The following is a 16,806-nucleotide window of genomic DNA, read 5'->3' as shown; positions in this document are numbered from 1 at the left end:
ATACCGGTCGATGCTTGCTTCGTTGATTACAGTCTAGTCAGGGGCTGCGCCGGGGCATTGTTGGCGCGATAGCGGACCCGGCTGGTGAAGAGGTATGTCCGTGGGTTTAACCGGGTGCCCTGTTTATTGCGGCGCTCCTGTGCCTCAAGGAGGGCGACGAATGAGCGAAAGCGCGCCTCGATCTTGCGCACGTAATCCACCGGCTCCTGTCCCCGGGCATAACCGTAACGGGCTTGTTTGAAATATTTTTCTTCCGACAACAGCAACATGGCGTTTTCCACACTGTCGAACCAGACCCTGCGATCCCAGCCTTTCTGCTCGGCCAGGTCCTGGGCGTCGTAGACATGACCCAGGCCGGCGTTGTAGGAGGCGAGGGTGAACCAGACCTGGTTCTCCTGGTTGATGCCCTTGTCGTCAAACTTGTCATGGAGCCAGCGCATATACCTGGTGCCGGCCCGGATACTGTTTTCAGGGGTGAAAAGGTCGGTCACGCCCACCTGCTTGCCGGTATTCGGCATCACCTGCATCAACCCCCTGGCACCCACCCAGGACCTGGCGTCGGGGTCGAAATTGCTTTCCTGGTACATCTGCGCGACGATCAGTCGCCAGTCGAAGTCGAACTGCTCCGCGTAGCGGCGCACAATATCGTCAAAAGGGGATATCTGGCCGCTGCGATTGAGTTCCTCGATTTCTACCCGCGTGCGCTTGGGGGAATTGAAGTAGCGCTCATAGAGTTCCGGGATCCTGTCATCGGTGCTGGGCTCGGCGAAAAACTCGTTAATGGCCCGAAGTAACTGGGGGTTGGACTCCCGCACCATCCAGGCGTAGCGGTTTTCTTCCCGCGGCAGCCGCAGGGCGAATACGATATCCTCCCGCCAGGCCTGCTCGAGCCGTACGGAGATTTCATCCGCGATAGCCAGGTCGCATTCCCGGTCGACCACCTTGTCGATGACCTGCTGGATATCCAGCTCACCAGGGACCTCCTCGACTTTCATGTCCGGCACCTGCTGCTTGAGCTCTTCTGCCACCTGGTACTGGCTGCTGGCCCGGCGCACACACACCGTCTGACCGGCGAGGTCCTTGACTGCGGCCAGCTTTGCGCCGCTGCGGGCAGCGATACCGGTGGGGCTTGTCAGGTAGGGGTCGGAAAATGCCATGCCCTCCGCTTGCCGGCGCCTGGTGATGGCAAGCAGGCTGGCCGAGATATCCACATCGCCATTACGGAGCAGGCGCACAAAATCCTCGTGGTTCTCGGCCACGGTAATATCCAGCCGCACGCCGAGCGTTTTGGCGAAGTTCTCCAGCAGGCTGAATTCAAAACCCAGGATCTGCCCTTTCCACATAAAGTAAGTGCCCGGGTGGTTGCGGGTGACGGCACGAATCACCCCGCGCTCCCGGATCGCCTCCAGGTCACCGACAGAGCGCTCGCCGGGCCGGGTCAGGCGCACCAGCCGCACCTGCTCATTGATGGCCTCCAGCAGTCGCGGGGAGTCCTTGCGAATGGCCCAGGCAAGCTGGCGCTGGCCGGGAAATACACGATTGGCTTTCAGGTTATCGCGAAACTGTTGCACCAGGCCCAGCGCCTGGCGGTCGACAATGGTGAAGTCCGCGTCGCCGCTGGCCACCTCCACCAGCAGGTCGATGTAATTGTCATCGCGTACCTGTACTTCCACCCGGGGGTGCTGTTGCGCGAAATCCTGCGCCTGGCGCTCGAATTCGGTGCCGGCGGTGACGACCAGGACTTTGCCCCTGAGGCTGCTCTGCCCATCAACATCCGCCGTGTCTGTTGCCGACACCAGGACGACCTCGGTCTCGGCGGTGGGGCTGGAAAAGTCGACTTGCTCTTGTCGGGCATCGGTGACCAGCAGGTTGTTGGCGATCAGGTCACCCTTGCCGGCATTGAGCATGGGGATCAGGTCACTGAACTGTGGCACCTCGAGAATCACCAGTTCCAGGCCCAGTCGACGTGCCATCAGGCGGGCCTGCTCGATTTCCACATCCTGTTGCGTCGCCTCCCGGTGCAGCGCGGCGGAACGACTGGGATCCACCAGCAGGCGGAGCTGGCCGCGCTTCTCAATCGCGGCCAGGTCGCCGGTCTCGGTGTAGTTGTCGTACAGGTCGATGGGGATGGTATCGAGATTGCCGGGCACAGGCGCCGCGGGGCCGCTGCCGGACCCGGGAGGCTGGTCAGTGTCCTGGCCGCTGCGCTCACAGCCGCTGTTCAGCAGCAGGGCGATGGCTATTGCGATCAGTAAGCGCCAGCTGGGTGTCATGGCTAAATGGCACGTTTACAGAGTGTTACCTTGAGCCTAGCCGGCTGCGACGGTGGTGGGGGGAAGTCAGGTGAGCGGCCCCGCCGGGGCGGGGCGCCTTCAGGAAACTGGCTGGTCAGGTGGCCGCGGGGTGCTCAGTCGAGGGCGACCGGCTGGCTGGCGGTGGCCATGGCCGGGATCAGTCCCTTGATCATCATGGTGACGGTACGCTCGAGCAGTGGCGACTCGATATCCACCGCGCCGCAGAGGATCTGGTATTCCAGGTTGAGGATAGTGCCCATGGTGATCTGGGCTGCGGCCTCGGAGTCGGCAACGTCGAGCAGCTGGAAGAACTCCTCGATCAGTGCCTGGTTGGCCTGGTTGGCCATGCGGATGGCCCGTGTCAGCTGCTCATTGCGCAGGGCCTCGTTGCGGAATGCCAGCTCGATCAGGCGGAAGTCGCGCTGGCTGGCCTGGGAGCGCACGTGGGTGAGGATAAAGCGGGTGAGCTGTTGGGTCAGCAGTTTTCGCCCGCCAGCAGAGGCGCGCTCCTCTTCCGACAGGGCCCGGGCGGCGGCGAAGCTGTCTTCCTGCAGCTGGCGCGTGTGCTCCAGCCCCTGTTCCACGAAATAGGTAAAGGCGTCGCTGATCAGGTCATTGAGGTCTTTGAAGTAGTAGGTGGTGGCGGCGAGCGGCACGGAGGCCTCGCGGGCAACGGCGCGGTGGCGGATACCGCGGATGCCCTCTTTGACGATCAGGCGCAGGGTCGCTTCCAGAATCGCCTTGCGACGCTGGCGGCTGTCGGCGCGCTGGGCGCGGCGGCCGTGATATACGAGTTCAGACTTTCCACTGTCCATTGTCATGGCTGTAATCCCTTTTTATTGTGTACATATCCGATCATTCCCCTGATCGGGCGTACCATTCTAGCCAAATTGGGCCCCGTGACTAGCGCCATTTGGACGAATGTGGTGCCAACCAGCTTACAGTGTCTTACACCCCATGTGGCCGATGCTCGCTGCTGGTGCATCTCAGGAAATCTTGCCGGTAACGCGCACCCGTTTGGCTCCGGGGACGATCCTTACCTGCTGGCTGCGGCGGCGCTCGATGCCCGCGTCGATGGCATTCTTCGCCGCGATCAGCAGCCCGGCCACCAGGAAAGCGCCCGGCGGCAGTACCGCCACCAGGAAGCCCGGGTAGTCACTGCCCAGTACCGGGATGGCCCAGTCCCTGGCGACCGGTCCCAGTAACAGGTCCATGTCCGCGAACAGGGTACCCTGGCCCAGTATTTCGCGGATGGCCCCAATCGCAATCAGCACCGCCATAAAGCCCAGCCCCATCATGAAGCCGTCCACCACCGACGGCAGGACCGGGTTCTTGCTGGCGAAAGCATCGGCGCGGCCGAGAATTGCGCAGTTGGTGACAATCAGCGGGATAAAAATGCCCAGCACCAGGTAGAGCTCATAAGTGAACGCCTTCATCAGCAGTTCAGCACAGGTCACAAAGGTGGCAATGATCATCACCGACACTGGCAGCCGCACGGTCTCCGGCATCTGCCGGCGCACGATGGACACTGCCAGGTTGGAGCAGGTCAGTACACCGATGGTGGCCAGGCCCAGGCCGATCGCATTGACCACCGTACCGGTAACCGCCAGCAGCGGGCACAGGCCCAGCAGTTGTACCAGGGCCGGGTTATTGTTCCACAGGCCGTTGCGGCTGATCTCGCTATAGCCGGGTGTTGCCATCTTACTGCTCCTCCTGGCCGGACTCGGTGGGCTGCTCAACTTCCACCGCACGCTCGGAAACGGGCGCGGAGAAAATTTCCTTGCGGTGTTCGGCGACGAAATCCAGCACCTCGCGCACCTGTGTCACCACGGCCCGCGGGGTGATGGTGGCGCCGGAGAACTGGTCGAAGGCTCCGCCGTCCTTCTGTACCTTCCACTGGCCCCGCGGTGGGTTACCCAGCGACTTGCCATTGAAGCCCAGGATCCAGTCGCTTTTCTTGACCTCGATCTTGTCGCCCAGGCCCGGGGTTTCACTGTGGCTGGTTACCCGTACCCCTGCAACAGTACCGTCCCGGTTGACGCCCACCAGCAGGTTGATGGGGCCGCCGTAACCATCCGGCGCGACTGTGGGAATAATGACTGCACTGATACGGCCTTCCTCGCGCGCCAGGTTGATATCGCCACCGTCCTTCAGGCCCAGGCGCGACCAGTACTGGCGCGGGATGGGATAGGTGTCCACCAGCATGTCGTTGCTGTGACGGTCCAGCGGGATGATTTCCAGCAGTGCCTTGGCCGAGGCTTCGCGAATGGCCCGCTCGATGGGCTCGCGGGTGGTGATCTGGGTTATTGCCAGGGTGCCCGCGGTCACCAGGGCGAACAGCGCCAGGATAACCGCATTGCTGGCCATGGAGCGTTTCAGCATTACTGCTCCTCCTCGCCTTCGGTGGCCTTGCGTGGAGCCTTGTGGCCGTAGGTGCGTGGCAGCGTGTAGTTGTCGATGGTGGGCGCGGCAAAGTTCATCAGTAGCACGGCAAATGCCACGGCGTCGGGGTAACTGCCCCAGGCCCGGATGATAAAGGTTATCAGGCCCACGCCCGCGCCGAACACCAGCCGGCCCTTGTTGCTGGTGGCGCCGCTCACGGGATCGGTGATGATGAAGAAAGCGCCCAGCATGGTGGCACCAGAGAACAGGTGCAGCGCGGGGGAGCCCTCGCTCAGCGAGCTGCCGCTGTCATAGAACAGCAGCGACAGCAGGGTCAGGGTGGCCAGCATCGCCACCGGGGCGTGCCAGGTAATCACGCCGCGGTAAAGCAGGAACAGGCCCCCGAGCAGGAATCCCAGGTTGACGGTTTCCCAGCCAAGACCGGCCACCGTGCCCAGGTTCAGCATGGGCTCCATCTGGTAGAGCTGCTCGAGAAGGATCGAGTCGTTCAGCCGCACGATTTCCAGTGGGGTCGCACGGGTGAAGCCGTCGACATTGTAATTGCCGAACACCAGTGAAAAGGCCTCGCCGAGACCGGGGGTGCCCTGGATCAGCTCACCCGGCGCCACCCAGCGGGTCATCGCCAGCGGGAAGCTGATCAGCAGCACCACATAACCCACCATTGCCGGGTTAAACGGGTTGTAGCCCATGCCGCCATAGAGTTGTTTCGACAGCACGATCGCTACGGCACTGCCCACCACCGGCAGCCACCAGGCGCAGTAGGGTGGCAGGGCAATGCCCAGCAGCAGCGCGGTGACAAACGCGGTGTAATCCTTGAGGTAAAAGGCCACCGGGCGATTGCGCAGTTTCATGATCGCCGCCTCGCACGCGAGAGCCGTGACGGTGCACAGGGCGATATTAATCAGTACGCCGATACCGAAATACAGCACCAGGGCCAGCACGCCGGGGATGGTGGCTGCGGCGACCTGCAGCATCACACCGGCGGTACGGTCACCGGAGCGGGCATGGGGTGAGGACATGCGCATCAGTGACATTATTGATCCCCGCCCTGTTCCTGTTGTTGGCGCATTTTCTGGTCCAGTTTGTCCTGTAGTTTCTCCAGTGCGGTAGCAAAGGCATCGACGTTCTGGTCGTCTTCTTCCCGCGCCTTCTGTAATCGCGCCTCGGCTTTGGCCACGCGGGCCTTCAGGGCCTCGACCTCTGCGGCAAGCTTCTCTGCCGGATCCATGTTGGCCCGCGCCGCGGCGGCTGCCCTAGCCTTTTCAATTGCTTCCTGTGCCCTGGACCTTTCTCCCGGGGACGCATCCTTGTCGCTGTCACCGCTGCCCTTTGTCCCCGCCGCGGCGCTGCCGGCCTGCGCCTCTGCAGCGTCGGTGGCCGCCGAGGGGCTGGACTTGGCCTGGGCTTCGGCAAACTTGCGCCGGGCTTCCTGCAACTTGAGCTGTGCTTCCTTCAGCTGCGCCGCCAGCTGGTCGCGCTGGCCCTCGTCGGCGGCGTCGAGCTTTTTCTGCATGTGCTCGACACGGCTTTCGGCACTGGTCAGTGAGCGCCTGGCCCGGGCCAGCTGTTGCTCCGGCGACGATTGTTTCGCCTTCACCCGGGCCAGCGCCGCGGCCACCACATCGGCCTCCTCGTCGGCGGCCTTGTCCCCGCTGGATGCCGCTTCCTGCTCGCGCTGCTTGCGCGCCAGTTCTGCGGCTTCCCGGCGGGCCTTGCGCTTGGCTTCCTTTTCCCTCTCGGCTTTTTCCAGTCGCAGTTTGCGGAACTCGAAGCGCTCGCGGGCGCGATCGGACTTTTCCTTTTCCTCTTCGGCGATGCGGATATCGCCCTTGGCGGCGCGGTAATACTGCACCAGCGGTATCGTGCTGGGGCAGACATAGGAACAGGCGCCGCACTCGATGCAGTCGAACAGGTTATATGCCTGCAGTTTTTCGCGATCGTCCGCGCGCGCGTACCAGTACAGCTGCTGTGGCAGCAGAGAGGCCGGGCAGGCCTCGGCACAGAAGCCGCAGCGAATGCAGGCCTGGGCCGGAGGGGGGGGCGGCAATTCACTGTCGGTGGGTACCAGCAGGCAGGTGGTGGTCTTGATCACCGGCGTGCTGTCGTCCTCGATGGTGAAGCCCATCATGGGGCCGCCGTGGATGATCCGCTGCATCAGGCCGCGGTGCACACCGTGGTGCTTGAGAATATGGCGGATGGGGGTGCCCAGCGGCACCTCGATATTGCGGCTGCGCTCCAGGGCTTCGCCCACCACCGTCGTGACACGACTGACCATGGGTTCGCCGAAGCGCACCGCGCGGTAGACGGCCCTGGCAGTTCCGGTGTTCTGGCAGATGACCCCCACGTTGGCCGGCAGGCCCCGGTTGGGGACCTCGCGGCCGGTAAGTATCTGGATCAGCTGCTTCTCGCCACCGGAGGGATACTTGGTGGGATAGACGACGATATCGAAACGGGTGCCCTCGGCAGCCGCGCGCATGGCCTCGATTGCCTCGGGCTTGTTGTCCTCGATGCCGATCAGGACCTGGTCCGGCTCGTCGAGGATATACGCCATCATCTCCACGCCGGCGATGATCTCCCCGGCGCGTTCGCGCATCTGCATGTCATCGGCGGTAATGTAGGGCTCGCACTCGGTGCCGTTGATGATCAGGGTGTCGATCCCGGTGCCGCCGTGGGGATCCAGCTTTACCGCGGTGGGAAAGCCCGCACCTCCGAGGCCGGCAACGCCGCAGTCGCGAATTTTCTCCAGCAGTTCCACCGGTGCCAGCTTGCGGAAATCCTCGCAGGGATGCAGCTCGCACCAGCGGTCCTCGCCATCGGTGCGTATGGTAATCGTATCCACCGTCATCCCGGATGGGTGCGGCATGGGGCCGGGCTCGATGGCCTCTACGGTGCCGGAGCTGGGGGCGTGGATATTGCCGCTGATCAGTCCGTCGGCCTCGGCGATCAGCTGGCCCTTCAGTACCCTGTCGCCCAGTTTCACCAGGGGGATGGCGGCGGCGCCGGTATGCTGGATCAGTGGGACCACCAGCTTTTCTGCCAGCGGAATCGTGCCGATGGGCTCGCCGGTGGACTGGTGCTTGTTCTCCGGCGGGTGGATGCCGCCGGGAAAGTCGTTTGGTTCCAGCGCGCGCTTTTCCTCGCGCGCGATCAGGCGTGCCTCGCGGGCGGCGCGACGTTCGTCGGCGGATTCGCGTGATGACTTCAACTGCTCTGGGCTCACGCCACATCCCTCCTGTCGCTGGCAATCAGCTCCACACCATCAGCCGGCTTGGGCGGGTGCCAGTCCTGCAACGGGGTTTCCACCGGCACCATATCGATACAATCCACAGGGCACGGCTCGACGCACAGGTCGCAGCCGGTGCACTCATCCTCGATAACGGTGTGCATGTACTTGGCCGCGCCGACAATGGCATCTACCGGACAGGCCTGGATGCACTTGGTGCAACCGATGCACTCCGCTTCGCGGATAAACGCCACTTTCTTGACGTCCTCAACGCCGTGCTCGGCGTCCAGGGGCAGGGGCTCCACATCCAGCAGGTTGGCCAGTTCGTTGATGGTGCCCTGGCCACCCGGCGGGCACTTGTTGATGCTGTCGCCGTGGACGATGGCCTCGGCATAGGGCCGGCAGCCAGGGTAGCCGCACTGGCCACACTGGGTCTGTGGCAACAGGGCGTCCACCTGCTCCACCAGCGGGTCGCCCTCGACCCGGAAGCGCACGGCGGCGAAGCCCAGCAGGGCGCCGAATACCAGCGACATGCCGCCAAGCACGAGCAGGGGAGTGGAAATTTCGGGTAACCAGTCCAGCATGCTGCCCCCCTATACCAGGCCGCTGAAGCCCATAAAGGCCAGCGACATAAGCCCGGCGGTGATCATGCCAATGGCAGCACCGCGGAACGGGGTGGGGACGTCCGCCGCGAACAGGCGTTCGCGCATGGCGGAAAATAGGATCAGTACCAGCGAGAAGCCCACCGCGGCACCGAAGCCATAAAGGGTGGATTGCACGAAGTTGTGCGCTTTCATGGTGTTCTGCAGTGCCACGCCGAGCACTGCGCAGTTGGTGGTGATCAGGGGCAGGAAGACCCCCAGCACCCGGTGCATCAGCGGGCTGGTTTTCTCGATAAACATGCGCGCGAACTGCACCACCACCGCGATAACCAGGATAAAGGAGATGGTACGCAGGTAGCCGATATCAAACGGCTCCAGCAGGTAGGTATTGACCAGGTAGGAGCAGATGGACGCCAGCGTAAGCACAAAGGTGGTGGCGCCCGCCATGCCTACGGCGGTCTCCAGCTTGTTGGAGACGCCCATAAAAGGACACAGGCCGAGAAACTGCACCAACACGTAGTTGTTGACCAGAATGGTGCTCAGCAGGATGACAGCAAATTCGGTCATGGTTCTCCGGGATTGGCCTGGTGCTGGTTGTCGAAGCCCGGTGGTCCAATCGGAAAGTTCGGTAACAAAGGAGCATAGCCAAAGCGTCCAGGTCAAGGCGAGGAAGCGCAGGAATAGTGGTTCTATTTCAGGCTTTCTCAACGCAGAGCTGGGCGTTCTGGCGAAGCGAACTGTTACATGACGTTCCGCCTGGGCCACTCGCACTGGTTTACCCCACTCCCGCGCACGGGGCCGCGTCGCGACGAGGGCCGGGGGAGAGGGGTGCGGTGGCATACCGCGCAGGGGCGGTATTATGGGTGAGTCCTATGGGGGGTTCAACACGGGCTTGTCGACAGGCCCCGCGGCTGCTGGCTTTTGTCTCCACCACTGGCTTATTCTCACTCTGTATAACAATAACCTGCAAGGAGCACCCCATGGATTTCCTCTCGCGCCGGTCCCCCGCCGGTGAAGTACTCGAAAGTCTTGGCCTGGATAAAGAGGTGGAGTTGCTGTTGGCCCTGGATGGCCTGCAACGCCACTGGCCGGACCTGCAGAGCGGCACTGCCGCCAGCTCCCCCCTGGATTACCTGTTTACCCTGGAGGATGAGCTGGACTCCCAGCGCCCGCGGCTGGAACAGCTGGATATCGATCCGGCGCCCCTGGCGCAGCTGGCTGCCAGCCTGCGGGGCGCCTATGCCGACAGTGTGCCGGCACCGCTGCGCCGGCTATTGCGGCGGGTGGACAGTTTTGCCGATAGCGCAGGTGATGATCCGGGCCTGGTGCAACTGCAGCTGTTGGATAGCTCTGCCGCCACAGAAGCCGCGTTGCCGGCCGGCAGCCCAACACTGGCCGTGGGTGGAGAGGGCGGGGCGCAACTCGAGCTCGAGGCCTGCGACCGGCCGGAATTCATGCCGGTAGCTGCTGTCGGCGCGGGCGCCGGCCTGGAACCACTGCGGATCGGCCTGGCGGGCCAGTTGCACGCTCGGGGGCAGTTGGGCGGTGATGTGTCGGGTGGCGGTCCGTCGGGCGGCATCGTGGCCCATGCCGACGGTGAAGCCCATGGCCGGCTCGATTACTGGTTCCATGTGCCCGCGGGCGCGCGCTTCGCTGCCGCCGCCGCCACCTGCCTGCGGCAGCTGCCATCCCCCTTCGATATAGAAGCAATTGCCGCCGCCGACGACCTGGCCGCACTGCACTGGCAGTCCGCCGGCCGCCTGGACGCCGGGCTGGAGCTGGAGTACAGCCTGCTGTCGGCCACCGGGGCGGTTGTGGCGGATGCGGGCCTGACTCTGTCTGCCAGTTACCGGGCAGAGCGGGAATTGCAACTTACCGCCTGGCCGGAAGGTGGGCGACTGGCGCTGCGGATCCGGCGCATCCGCGGCAGTGAAAGGAGTGGCAGTGCCGGGCTGGGTATCCAACTGGATATTTCCGGGCTGGTGGACCAGGTACGTGAGCGCCTGGTAGAGCCCTGTCTTCGCGACTACGAGTCGCTCTACCAGCGCTTTGGTGCGTACCTGAAGCCGGGCGACCTGCTGCAGACAGAGTACCGCGAGCTGCTGGATGCTGTGGTGGCCAACGTGACGACGGACCCGGACCTGCAGACCCTGTTGCGCCTGGCCGGCGGTGCCGAAACGGACCAGGATAGCCTGCGGCAATCGGTGGCGGAGCAACTGGTGCGCTGGCTGGACAGTGGCCCGGGGGTTTTCAGTCGCGCCACGGAACCGGCGCTGGCCCGCGAGGGGGCGGCCGCCGTTATCGAGGCCCTGCCTGCCGGGGTACCCCCGCAGTTGCGCGGGCGTATTGCCGACGAGGTTCATGGATTGCTGGATTCGCTGCAGGGCAAGCTGGCGGAAACGGTTGAGGAGCAGGCGGCGGATGCCGCCGGGGCCCTGGTGGATGAGCTGGCCGGACTGGGCGGCAGTGTCGCCAGCGCAGTAGAGTCCGCCTCCGGTCAGCTGGACGCGGCACTGGCCGGTGTCCGCGCGGCACTGGAGAAAATCGACGCGCGTATTCGCGCACTGGCCGCGAAGATCGAGGCCGTGGCACGGCGCAGGATCGAATTAACAGTCCTCGGGCGGGAACAGCGATTGCGCCGGCAGGAAGCGGAAATCGAGCTGCGCCTGGAACCGGGCTCTGCAGCCGGTTCCGAGCTCTATCGCCGGCTGCTCTCTGGTGACCTGGAGGCGCTGGCCGCGCTGGTGGACGGGACTGCGGAGTCCCTGCCGGGCCTGGAACTGGTTGCCGGCAGTGCCAGCGACCTGCTGGAGCGCCGGGAAACCCGCGGCAGTGAGATGGCGTTGCTGGGGTTGTCCCTCGGTAGCCTGTCGATCGTCGACAGTCGTGTGCAGGTGGAGCAGGACCTGGCGGGTAATGTTGCCATCCAGTCGCGGCTGGAAGTGCAGCGGGCACTGGACGGTATCCGTGAACAGCAATCAGCGGGCTTCCTGTCCCTGCTCAATATACGTCGCGGTGGGCAGCGAAGCCTGCCCCTTAATCTCACCGTCACCCAGCGTGATGAGCGACTGCAGCTCGATGAGCTGGAAATGTTTGTCGATACCCTGGTAACGGGCGGCCTGCTGTCGCCGGAAGCGGGCCGGCTTGCCGTACAGGGCTACTGCCAGTGGCAGGAACGTGCGGGTAGCGGGTTTATCAATGCACGGATTGAGGCCCGGCTTGCGCTGGAGGGAGAGGCGCTGGAATCCCTGCTGAACTATGCGGATCCGGGAAATACCTCTGATACCCAGCTGCTATCTGATGTATTACAGGCGCTGCGGGACTTTGACGTGATCAGTGAAAACCGCCAGGCAATTGCCTGCCGGGCAGTGCGGCAATTGCACCGACGCTATCGCCGTTATGAGGGGGCCATCGGCCTCTTCACTGAATTCAATGCCGGCCCGCGGAGTGAGGACCGGCCCCTGTCGGGCCGCGATGATTTCTTTGCCGCGCCGTTTGCCAATTGCCTGGAAAACCCCCAGGTGCGGAGCCTGGACTCCCGTGGCCTGCGGGATGCCCGCCGCATGCATCTGTTTGCCAAGAGCTGGGCATTGATACTGCGCAAACTGCACCAGCACTACCACGCTGGTAATGGCATCGGGGACGGGACGGGGCTTGACCGGGACAACCGCCTGCTGGCGTTCTGCCTGCACCGCTGGTTGCGGGTAAAACAGCATTTCCTGTTCCACCCTGCCGACAGTATGTCAAAACAGACCATGGCATTTGTCGGCCTGCTGGCGCGGGCTGCGGGAATGGATGGCGATCCACCCCTCGCGATTGTGATGGAACTGGAGGGAGAGCCACAGTCCCTGCGGCTCTATAGCTGAACATTGCCCGATTGGCTGGGAGCGGAATTGCCGGTGATTAAGCGGTAGTTCCGGCTCAGTCCTCGGTCTCGCTTTCAGTCTCCTTACTTCGCGCCGGTTGCTTGCGCGGTGCCGGCGACTTGCCGGAGGTTGCAGTCCTGCGTTTACGCGTGGTTGTGGCCTTCTTCGCCGGTGCCTTGCCTGCGGTGGTCTTTTTCCGGGCGCTGTCCGCCGGGCCAGAATCTACCGGGGCGGCGGTTTCCCGGGTGGCTTCCTCCACCGGCACGGTTTCCGGTGAACTTGTGGGCACGGCTGCGGACCGCAGCAGGTTGAGGTTGCGGCGCAGCATATGGGCCTGCAGCATATCGCTGTAAAGCCGGATGGAGTGGAAACCGGCCACACCCTTTACGTCGGGCAGGGTGCTGAGCCAGGCGCGCCAGATACTCTGCATGCGCCAGAAGATATTCGCCGAGAAATCCACACGCATTTTGCGGAAACCGAAATTGTTCTCATCGGGATCGTTGGGCGCATGCTTGATAAACACCCGGAATCCCGTGTGGTAATAGCCCAGCACCTTCTGGCGCAGCCAGCGGGCCAGGTGCAAGGTACCGTTCAGTGGGATAAGGCGCAGCAGGGCGAGCACAGCACCAAACCCGTAACCGAACGGAACCATCGGCACAGGGTCGCCGCCCATCTCGAGTCGGTAGATGGGTGTTTTCACCCGGCGAAAGTAAGGCTGGTCACCGGTGCGGGGGCAGCCGTAGACATAGGTGGCACCGTCACCGTCCGGGTTCAGCTCCCTGGTGCAGATAAGCGCCAGCGCGCCGCCGAGGCTGTGGCCGAAAATGTACAGGGGCAACTGCGCCCTTTTCAGCAGGTCATTTTCAATCTGGGCGCGGACATTCTCGAAAGCCCGCTTGAAACCGGTATGAACCCGCCCCTGGTTGCCGGCCGGCATCAGTGGGAAACGCAGGTCGGTGATGATGTCCCAGGCATTCAATTCTGTGCCGCGGAAGCACAGCACCAGTACTTTATGGCCTCCGCCGCCATCCATTTGTGCCAGCAGTGCCTGGGTCTCTGACACATCATAAAAATTGATCGGCTCAAAGTTGTTGTCCTGCAGAATATGGCGGATATCCGGTTCGAGCCCACAGCTATTGCTGTGCAGGTGGCTGCTCCAGGCGGCCAGGACTTCCCGGCGCTCGGTATCATTGCTGCATTTGCCCAGCTTGTGCAGCAGGCCAGTCAGGTCAGCATCGGGTGTAAAAGGCTCGTAGACCAGCCTGGACAGCTCGGCACCGATATAGGCCATGCGATCGCTGTAGGCGGCGCGGCCCATGGGCAGGCCCGGCAGGCGTTTCATTCCCTCGAAGTAATCCACGGCTATTCTCCTTGATTATCATCTGCTCCCGGCACGGGGGCTGCAGTGGCAGCACGTATTATTGTGGCAGTGGCCAGCAGGTTAGCTGAGTTTAACCGGTTTACGTCGTGGTTAAAGTGCCGCCTGGCTGGTTATCGCCACAGAACATTATCCAGCCCTTCAGGAAAGCAGGGTAAGTTGTTGAATTCTTTTAGGCATGCATACTTGCCAAGCTGGAAAAAATTATTGAATGGCCTGCCGCTTACAGGGACAGCAATCCATGATCCGAAACGTCGATAATGCCGATGCCCGGCCAATTGCAGATATCTATAACCACTACATCTCCAGTAGCTTTGCCACATTCGAAGAGAAGCCAGTTTCGGAGCAGGCGATGCGGGAGCGGTTCGCCGGCATCGCCGCACAGGACCTCCCCTGGCTGGTGGCCGAGAACGACAGTGATGATTTGGTTGGCTACGCCTATGCCACCGGCTGGAGAGCCCGTTCCGCCTACCGCCACTCGGTGGAGATTACCGTTTATGTTGCGCACACCGAGCTGTCCTGTGGCTGGGGCAGGCGCCTCTACGATGCCCTGTTCAGGAGGCTGGAGATTCTCCAGGTACATTGAGTAATCGCTGGCATCACGCTGCCCAATCCGGCCAGTGTGTCCCTGCATGAGCACTTTGGTATGAAAAAGGTGGCCCACTTCGAGCAGGTGGGCAGGAAATTCGGCCAGTGGGTCGATGTGGGATACTGGCAGCGGTTACTGGATATCGCTGGAATCGAGAGCCTGCAGCCTTCGCATGGGTTGCCAGATCCTGCTGGTTGATTGCGGGTTTCCGTAAAGAAGCGTCATTTCGGTTGCCCGCTTGCCGTTGGCCCTTGAAGGTCTGTTTGCCGACCCGCACCGTAGATATCCCGGCCAGCTTTCGACAACCGGCGAGGCGGCCAACCGGACTGTCGAATCCGTCCGCAATCCATTCACAGGAGTAAAGAGTATGTCCGACACCACCTACACCCCGCCCAGAGTCTGGAAATGGGATGCCGGTAGCGGGGGCAGGTTTGCCAATATCAATCGCCCCGTGGCCGGCCCCACGCACGAGCGCGAGTTGCCGGTGGGTGAGCATCCCCTGCAGCTCTATTCACTTGCGACACCAAACGGCGTCAAGGTAACCGTGATGCTGGAGGAACTGCTGGCCGCGGGTTTCGAGGGGGCCGAGTACGACGCCCACCTGGTCAATATCCTTGAGGGCGACCAGTTCGGCAGCGGCTTCGTGGACATCAACCCGAACTCCAAGATCCCCGCCCTGGTGGATCACAGCAGCGACCCGGCAATCCGGGTATTCGAGTCCGGCTCTATCCTTCTCTACCTGGCGGAGAAGTTCGATGCTTTCCTGCCCGCGGACGCAGCGGGACGCACGGAGACCCTCAACTGGTTGTTCTGGCAGATGGGCACCGCCCCGCTGTTGGGCGGCGGCTTCGGGCACTTCTACGCGTATGCGCCGGAAAAGTATGAGTACCCGATCAATCGCTACACCATGGAAGTGAAGCGGCAGTTGGATGTGCTCGACCGGCGCCTGGCCGATCACCGCTATGTGGCCGGTAGTGGCTACACCATTGCCGATATGGCCATCTGGCCGTGGTTTGCAGCGGTGGTGCGCAACGAGGCCTACGACGCTGCTGAGTTCCTCGAGGCGCACACCTATAGCAACGTAAATCGCTGGGTAGATGAGATTGGCGAGCGCCCGGCAGTGCAGCGGGGCAAGATGGTCAACCGCACCTGGGGCGAACCCAGTGGGCAATTGCGGGAACGGCACGATGCCGCTGATTTTGCCACCCGCACCCAGGACAAGCTGGCCGAAGAAGAGGCCTGATTCCTGCCCCAACCGGCGGCGCGGCCACCCCGGCCCGCCGCCTTTGCCAGGGCAAGCTCCTACCGCTTTTTCCTGGTCCCAATTCTGCCCCGGCCTCGATGGCCGCTTTATTCTCCCGCCGGCGAGACTACAGTTAGGACACAAGTAACCGGACATTGAACTGGCTGGAGAGGGGCTTGTGAGCGACTTTACAATCCGCAATATGCACCCGTCAGAACTCTGCCTCGCACTGGACTGGGCCCAGCGGGAGGGCTGGAACCCGGGGCTACATGACGCTGCCTGTTTTTATGCGGCCGACCCGCGCGGCTTCTTTATCGGCCTTGAGGACGACAAGCCGGTGGGCTGCATCTCAGCGGTGCGCTATGGCGAGGACTTCGGTTTTCTCGGGCTGTATATCGTTGATCCGGCGCGCCGCGGCTGCGGCTACGGCGAGCGCCTGGCTGCGGCCGGGATGGACTACCTTGCGGGTCGTACCATGGGCCTGGACGGCGTGGTGGCCCAGCAGGAAAACTATCGCCAGGCCGGGTTTGGCCTGGCCCACCGCAATATGCGCTACCTGGGCCTGACCGGACAGGGGACCGCTGGAGCGCAGGATACTCACGCCGTGGTGCCTCTCTCCTGGGTCCCGTTCGCGGAGGTCGCCACCTATGACCACCAGTTATTCCCCGCCCCGCGTGAGCATTTCCTGCATGCCTGGATCTCCCAGCCGGACTCGGTGGCACTGGGAGCGGTGGAAAATGACGAATTACACGGATACGGCGTGATGCGGACCTGTCGCGAGGGCTACAAGATAGGCCCGTTATTCGCCGACGACGCGGACCTGGCCGAACGCCTTTTTTTGGCCCTGACGGCCAGTGTGCCCACCGGGCGCCCCGTCTACCTGGATATTCCCGAGGTGAACCCCCAGGCGCAGAAACTGGTAGAGCGTCACAGGATGGAGATGGTGTTTGAGACTGCCCGTATGTACTCCGGGCCACCGCCGCAGTTGCCCCTGGAGCGGGTTTTCGGAATAACCTCCTTTGAACTGGGATAGACCGCCCGGGCTGGCTGGCCGGCGCCATTTCCGACGTCAATGCCGCGTGAGCCCCACTTTAGTGGTCTTTGCTGGCAGTGCGGCATTGCAATACCCGCGGCACCTGTGATGTTATCAGTTAATCAAAATTATTAAGTTTCTGCGGGTGCGTGGGCCTACGTTGCGTACTTACCCC

At 62.9% G+C, this 16,806-nt stretch carries 14 protein-coding genes; 5 read left to right on the top strand and 9 right to left on the bottom strand.

The window, feature by feature from the left end:
* Positions 1 to 26 precede the first annotated feature (26 nt).
* From LVD10_RS10630 to rsxA, 8 genes are all read right to left on the bottom strand, one after another.
* A complete protein-coding gene (locus LVD10_RS10630) occupies positions 27 to 2,273 on the bottom strand; it encodes an MltF family protein (RefSeq protein ID WP_237063578.1) in 2,247 nt (748 codons plus the stop codon).
* Between the two features lie 134 nt (positions 2,274 to 2,407).
* Positions 2,408 to 3,115: a TetR/AcrR family transcriptional regulator gene (locus LVD10_RS10625; protein ID WP_232941024.1), complete on the bottom strand. Its 708-nt coding sequence runs from the start codon at positions 3,113 to 3,115 to the stop codon at positions 2,408 to 2,410.
* A gap of 165 nt (positions 3,116 to 3,280) precedes the next feature.
* A complete protein-coding gene (locus tag LVD10_RS10620) occupies positions 3,281 to 3,994 on the bottom strand; it encodes an electron transport complex subunit E (protein WP_232941025.1) in 714 nt (237 codons plus the stop codon).
* 1 nt (position 3,995) lies between these two features.
* On the bottom strand, positions 3,996 to 4,676 hold the full coding sequence (rsxG, locus tag LVD10_RS10615; RefSeq protein WP_232941027.1) for an electron transport complex subunit RsxG: 681 nt from the start codon (positions 4,674 to 4,676) through the stop codon (positions 3,996 to 3,998).
* Positions 4,676 to 5,731 carry an electron transport complex subunit RsxD gene (gene rsxD / locus LVD10_RS10610; protein WP_232941029.1) on the bottom strand — a complete coding sequence of 352 codons (1,056 nt, stop codon included), beginning with the start codon at positions 5,729 to 5,731 and terminating at the stop codon, positions 4,676 to 4,678. The genes rsxG and rsxD overlap by 1 nt, the downstream gene beginning before the upstream one ends.
* On the bottom strand, positions 5,731 to 7,845 hold the full coding sequence (gene rsxC, locus LVD10_RS10605) for an electron transport complex subunit RsxC (protein ID WP_237063605.1): 2,115 nt from the start codon (positions 7,843 to 7,845) through the stop codon (positions 5,731 to 5,733). The genes rsxD and rsxC overlap by 1 nt, the downstream gene beginning before the upstream one ends.
* A 68-nt stretch (positions 7,846 to 7,913) precedes the next feature.
* Entirely contained in the window at positions 7,914 to 8,504 is a 591-nt protein-coding gene (gene rsxB, locus LVD10_RS10600; protein WP_232941030.1) for an electron transport complex subunit RsxB, read from the bottom strand.
* A gap of 9 nt (positions 8,505 to 8,513) precedes the next feature.
* Positions 8,514 to 9,089 carry an electron transport complex subunit RsxA gene (gene rsxA / locus LVD10_RS10595; RefSeq protein ID WP_232941032.1) on the bottom strand — a complete coding sequence of 192 codons (576 nt, stop codon included), beginning with the start codon at positions 9,087 to 9,089 and terminating at the stop codon, positions 8,514 to 8,516.
* Positions 9,090 to 9,502: 413 nt separating this feature from the next.
* Here rsxA and LVD10_RS10590 point away from each other — a divergent pair, with 413 nt between their 5' ends.
* Entirely contained in the window at positions 9,503 to 12,388 is a 2,886-nt protein-coding gene (locus LVD10_RS10590) for a hypothetical protein (protein ID WP_237063577.1), read from the top strand.
* Between the two features lie 55 nt (positions 12,389 to 12,443).
* Here LVD10_RS10590 and LVD10_RS10585 read toward each other — a convergent pair whose 3' ends face one another.
* Entirely contained in the window at positions 12,444 to 13,748 is a 1,305-nt protein-coding gene (locus LVD10_RS10585; protein ID WP_232941036.1) for a lipase family protein, read from the bottom strand.
* Positions 13,749 to 14,007: 259 nt separating this feature from the next.
* Between LVD10_RS10585 and LVD10_RS10580 the strand changes: the two genes are divergently transcribed.
* The 4 genes from LVD10_RS10580 to LVD10_RS10565 all read left to right on the top strand — a co-directional run bounded on the left by LVD10_RS10580 (position 14,008) and on the right by LVD10_RS10565 (position 16,631).
* Entirely contained in the window at positions 14,008 to 14,352 is a 345-nt protein-coding gene (locus tag LVD10_RS10580; RefSeq protein WP_237063575.1) for a GNAT family N-acetyltransferase, read from the top strand.
* Positions 14,353 to 14,412: 60 nt separating this feature from the next.
* A complete protein-coding gene (locus LVD10_RS10575; RefSeq protein ID WP_237063573.1) occupies positions 14,413 to 14,553 on the top strand; it encodes a hypothetical protein in 141 nt (46 codons plus the stop codon).
* 169 nt (positions 14,554 to 14,722) lie between these two features.
* Positions 14,723 to 15,598, top strand: coding sequence for a glutathione-dependent disulfide-bond oxidoreductase (gene yghU, locus LVD10_RS10570; RefSeq protein ID WP_232941040.1), 876 nt, complete (start codon positions 14,723 to 14,725; stop codon positions 15,596 to 15,598).
* Between the two features lie 178 nt (positions 15,599 to 15,776).
* Entirely contained in the window at positions 15,777 to 16,631 is an 855-nt protein-coding gene (locus LVD10_RS10565; protein ID WP_237063571.1) for a GNAT family N-acetyltransferase, read from the top strand.
* The last annotated feature ends 175 nt before the right edge of the window (positions 16,632 to 16,806 follow it).

The sequence above is a fragment of the Microbulbifer zhoushanensis genome, from assembly GCF_021729055.1.
In the GTDB taxonomy this organism is placed as follows: domain Bacteria; phylum Pseudomonadota; class Gammaproteobacteria; order Pseudomonadales; family Cellvibrionaceae; genus Microbulbifer; species Microbulbifer zhoushanensis.
This window is presented reverse-complemented; position numbering and strand designations above follow the sequence as displayed.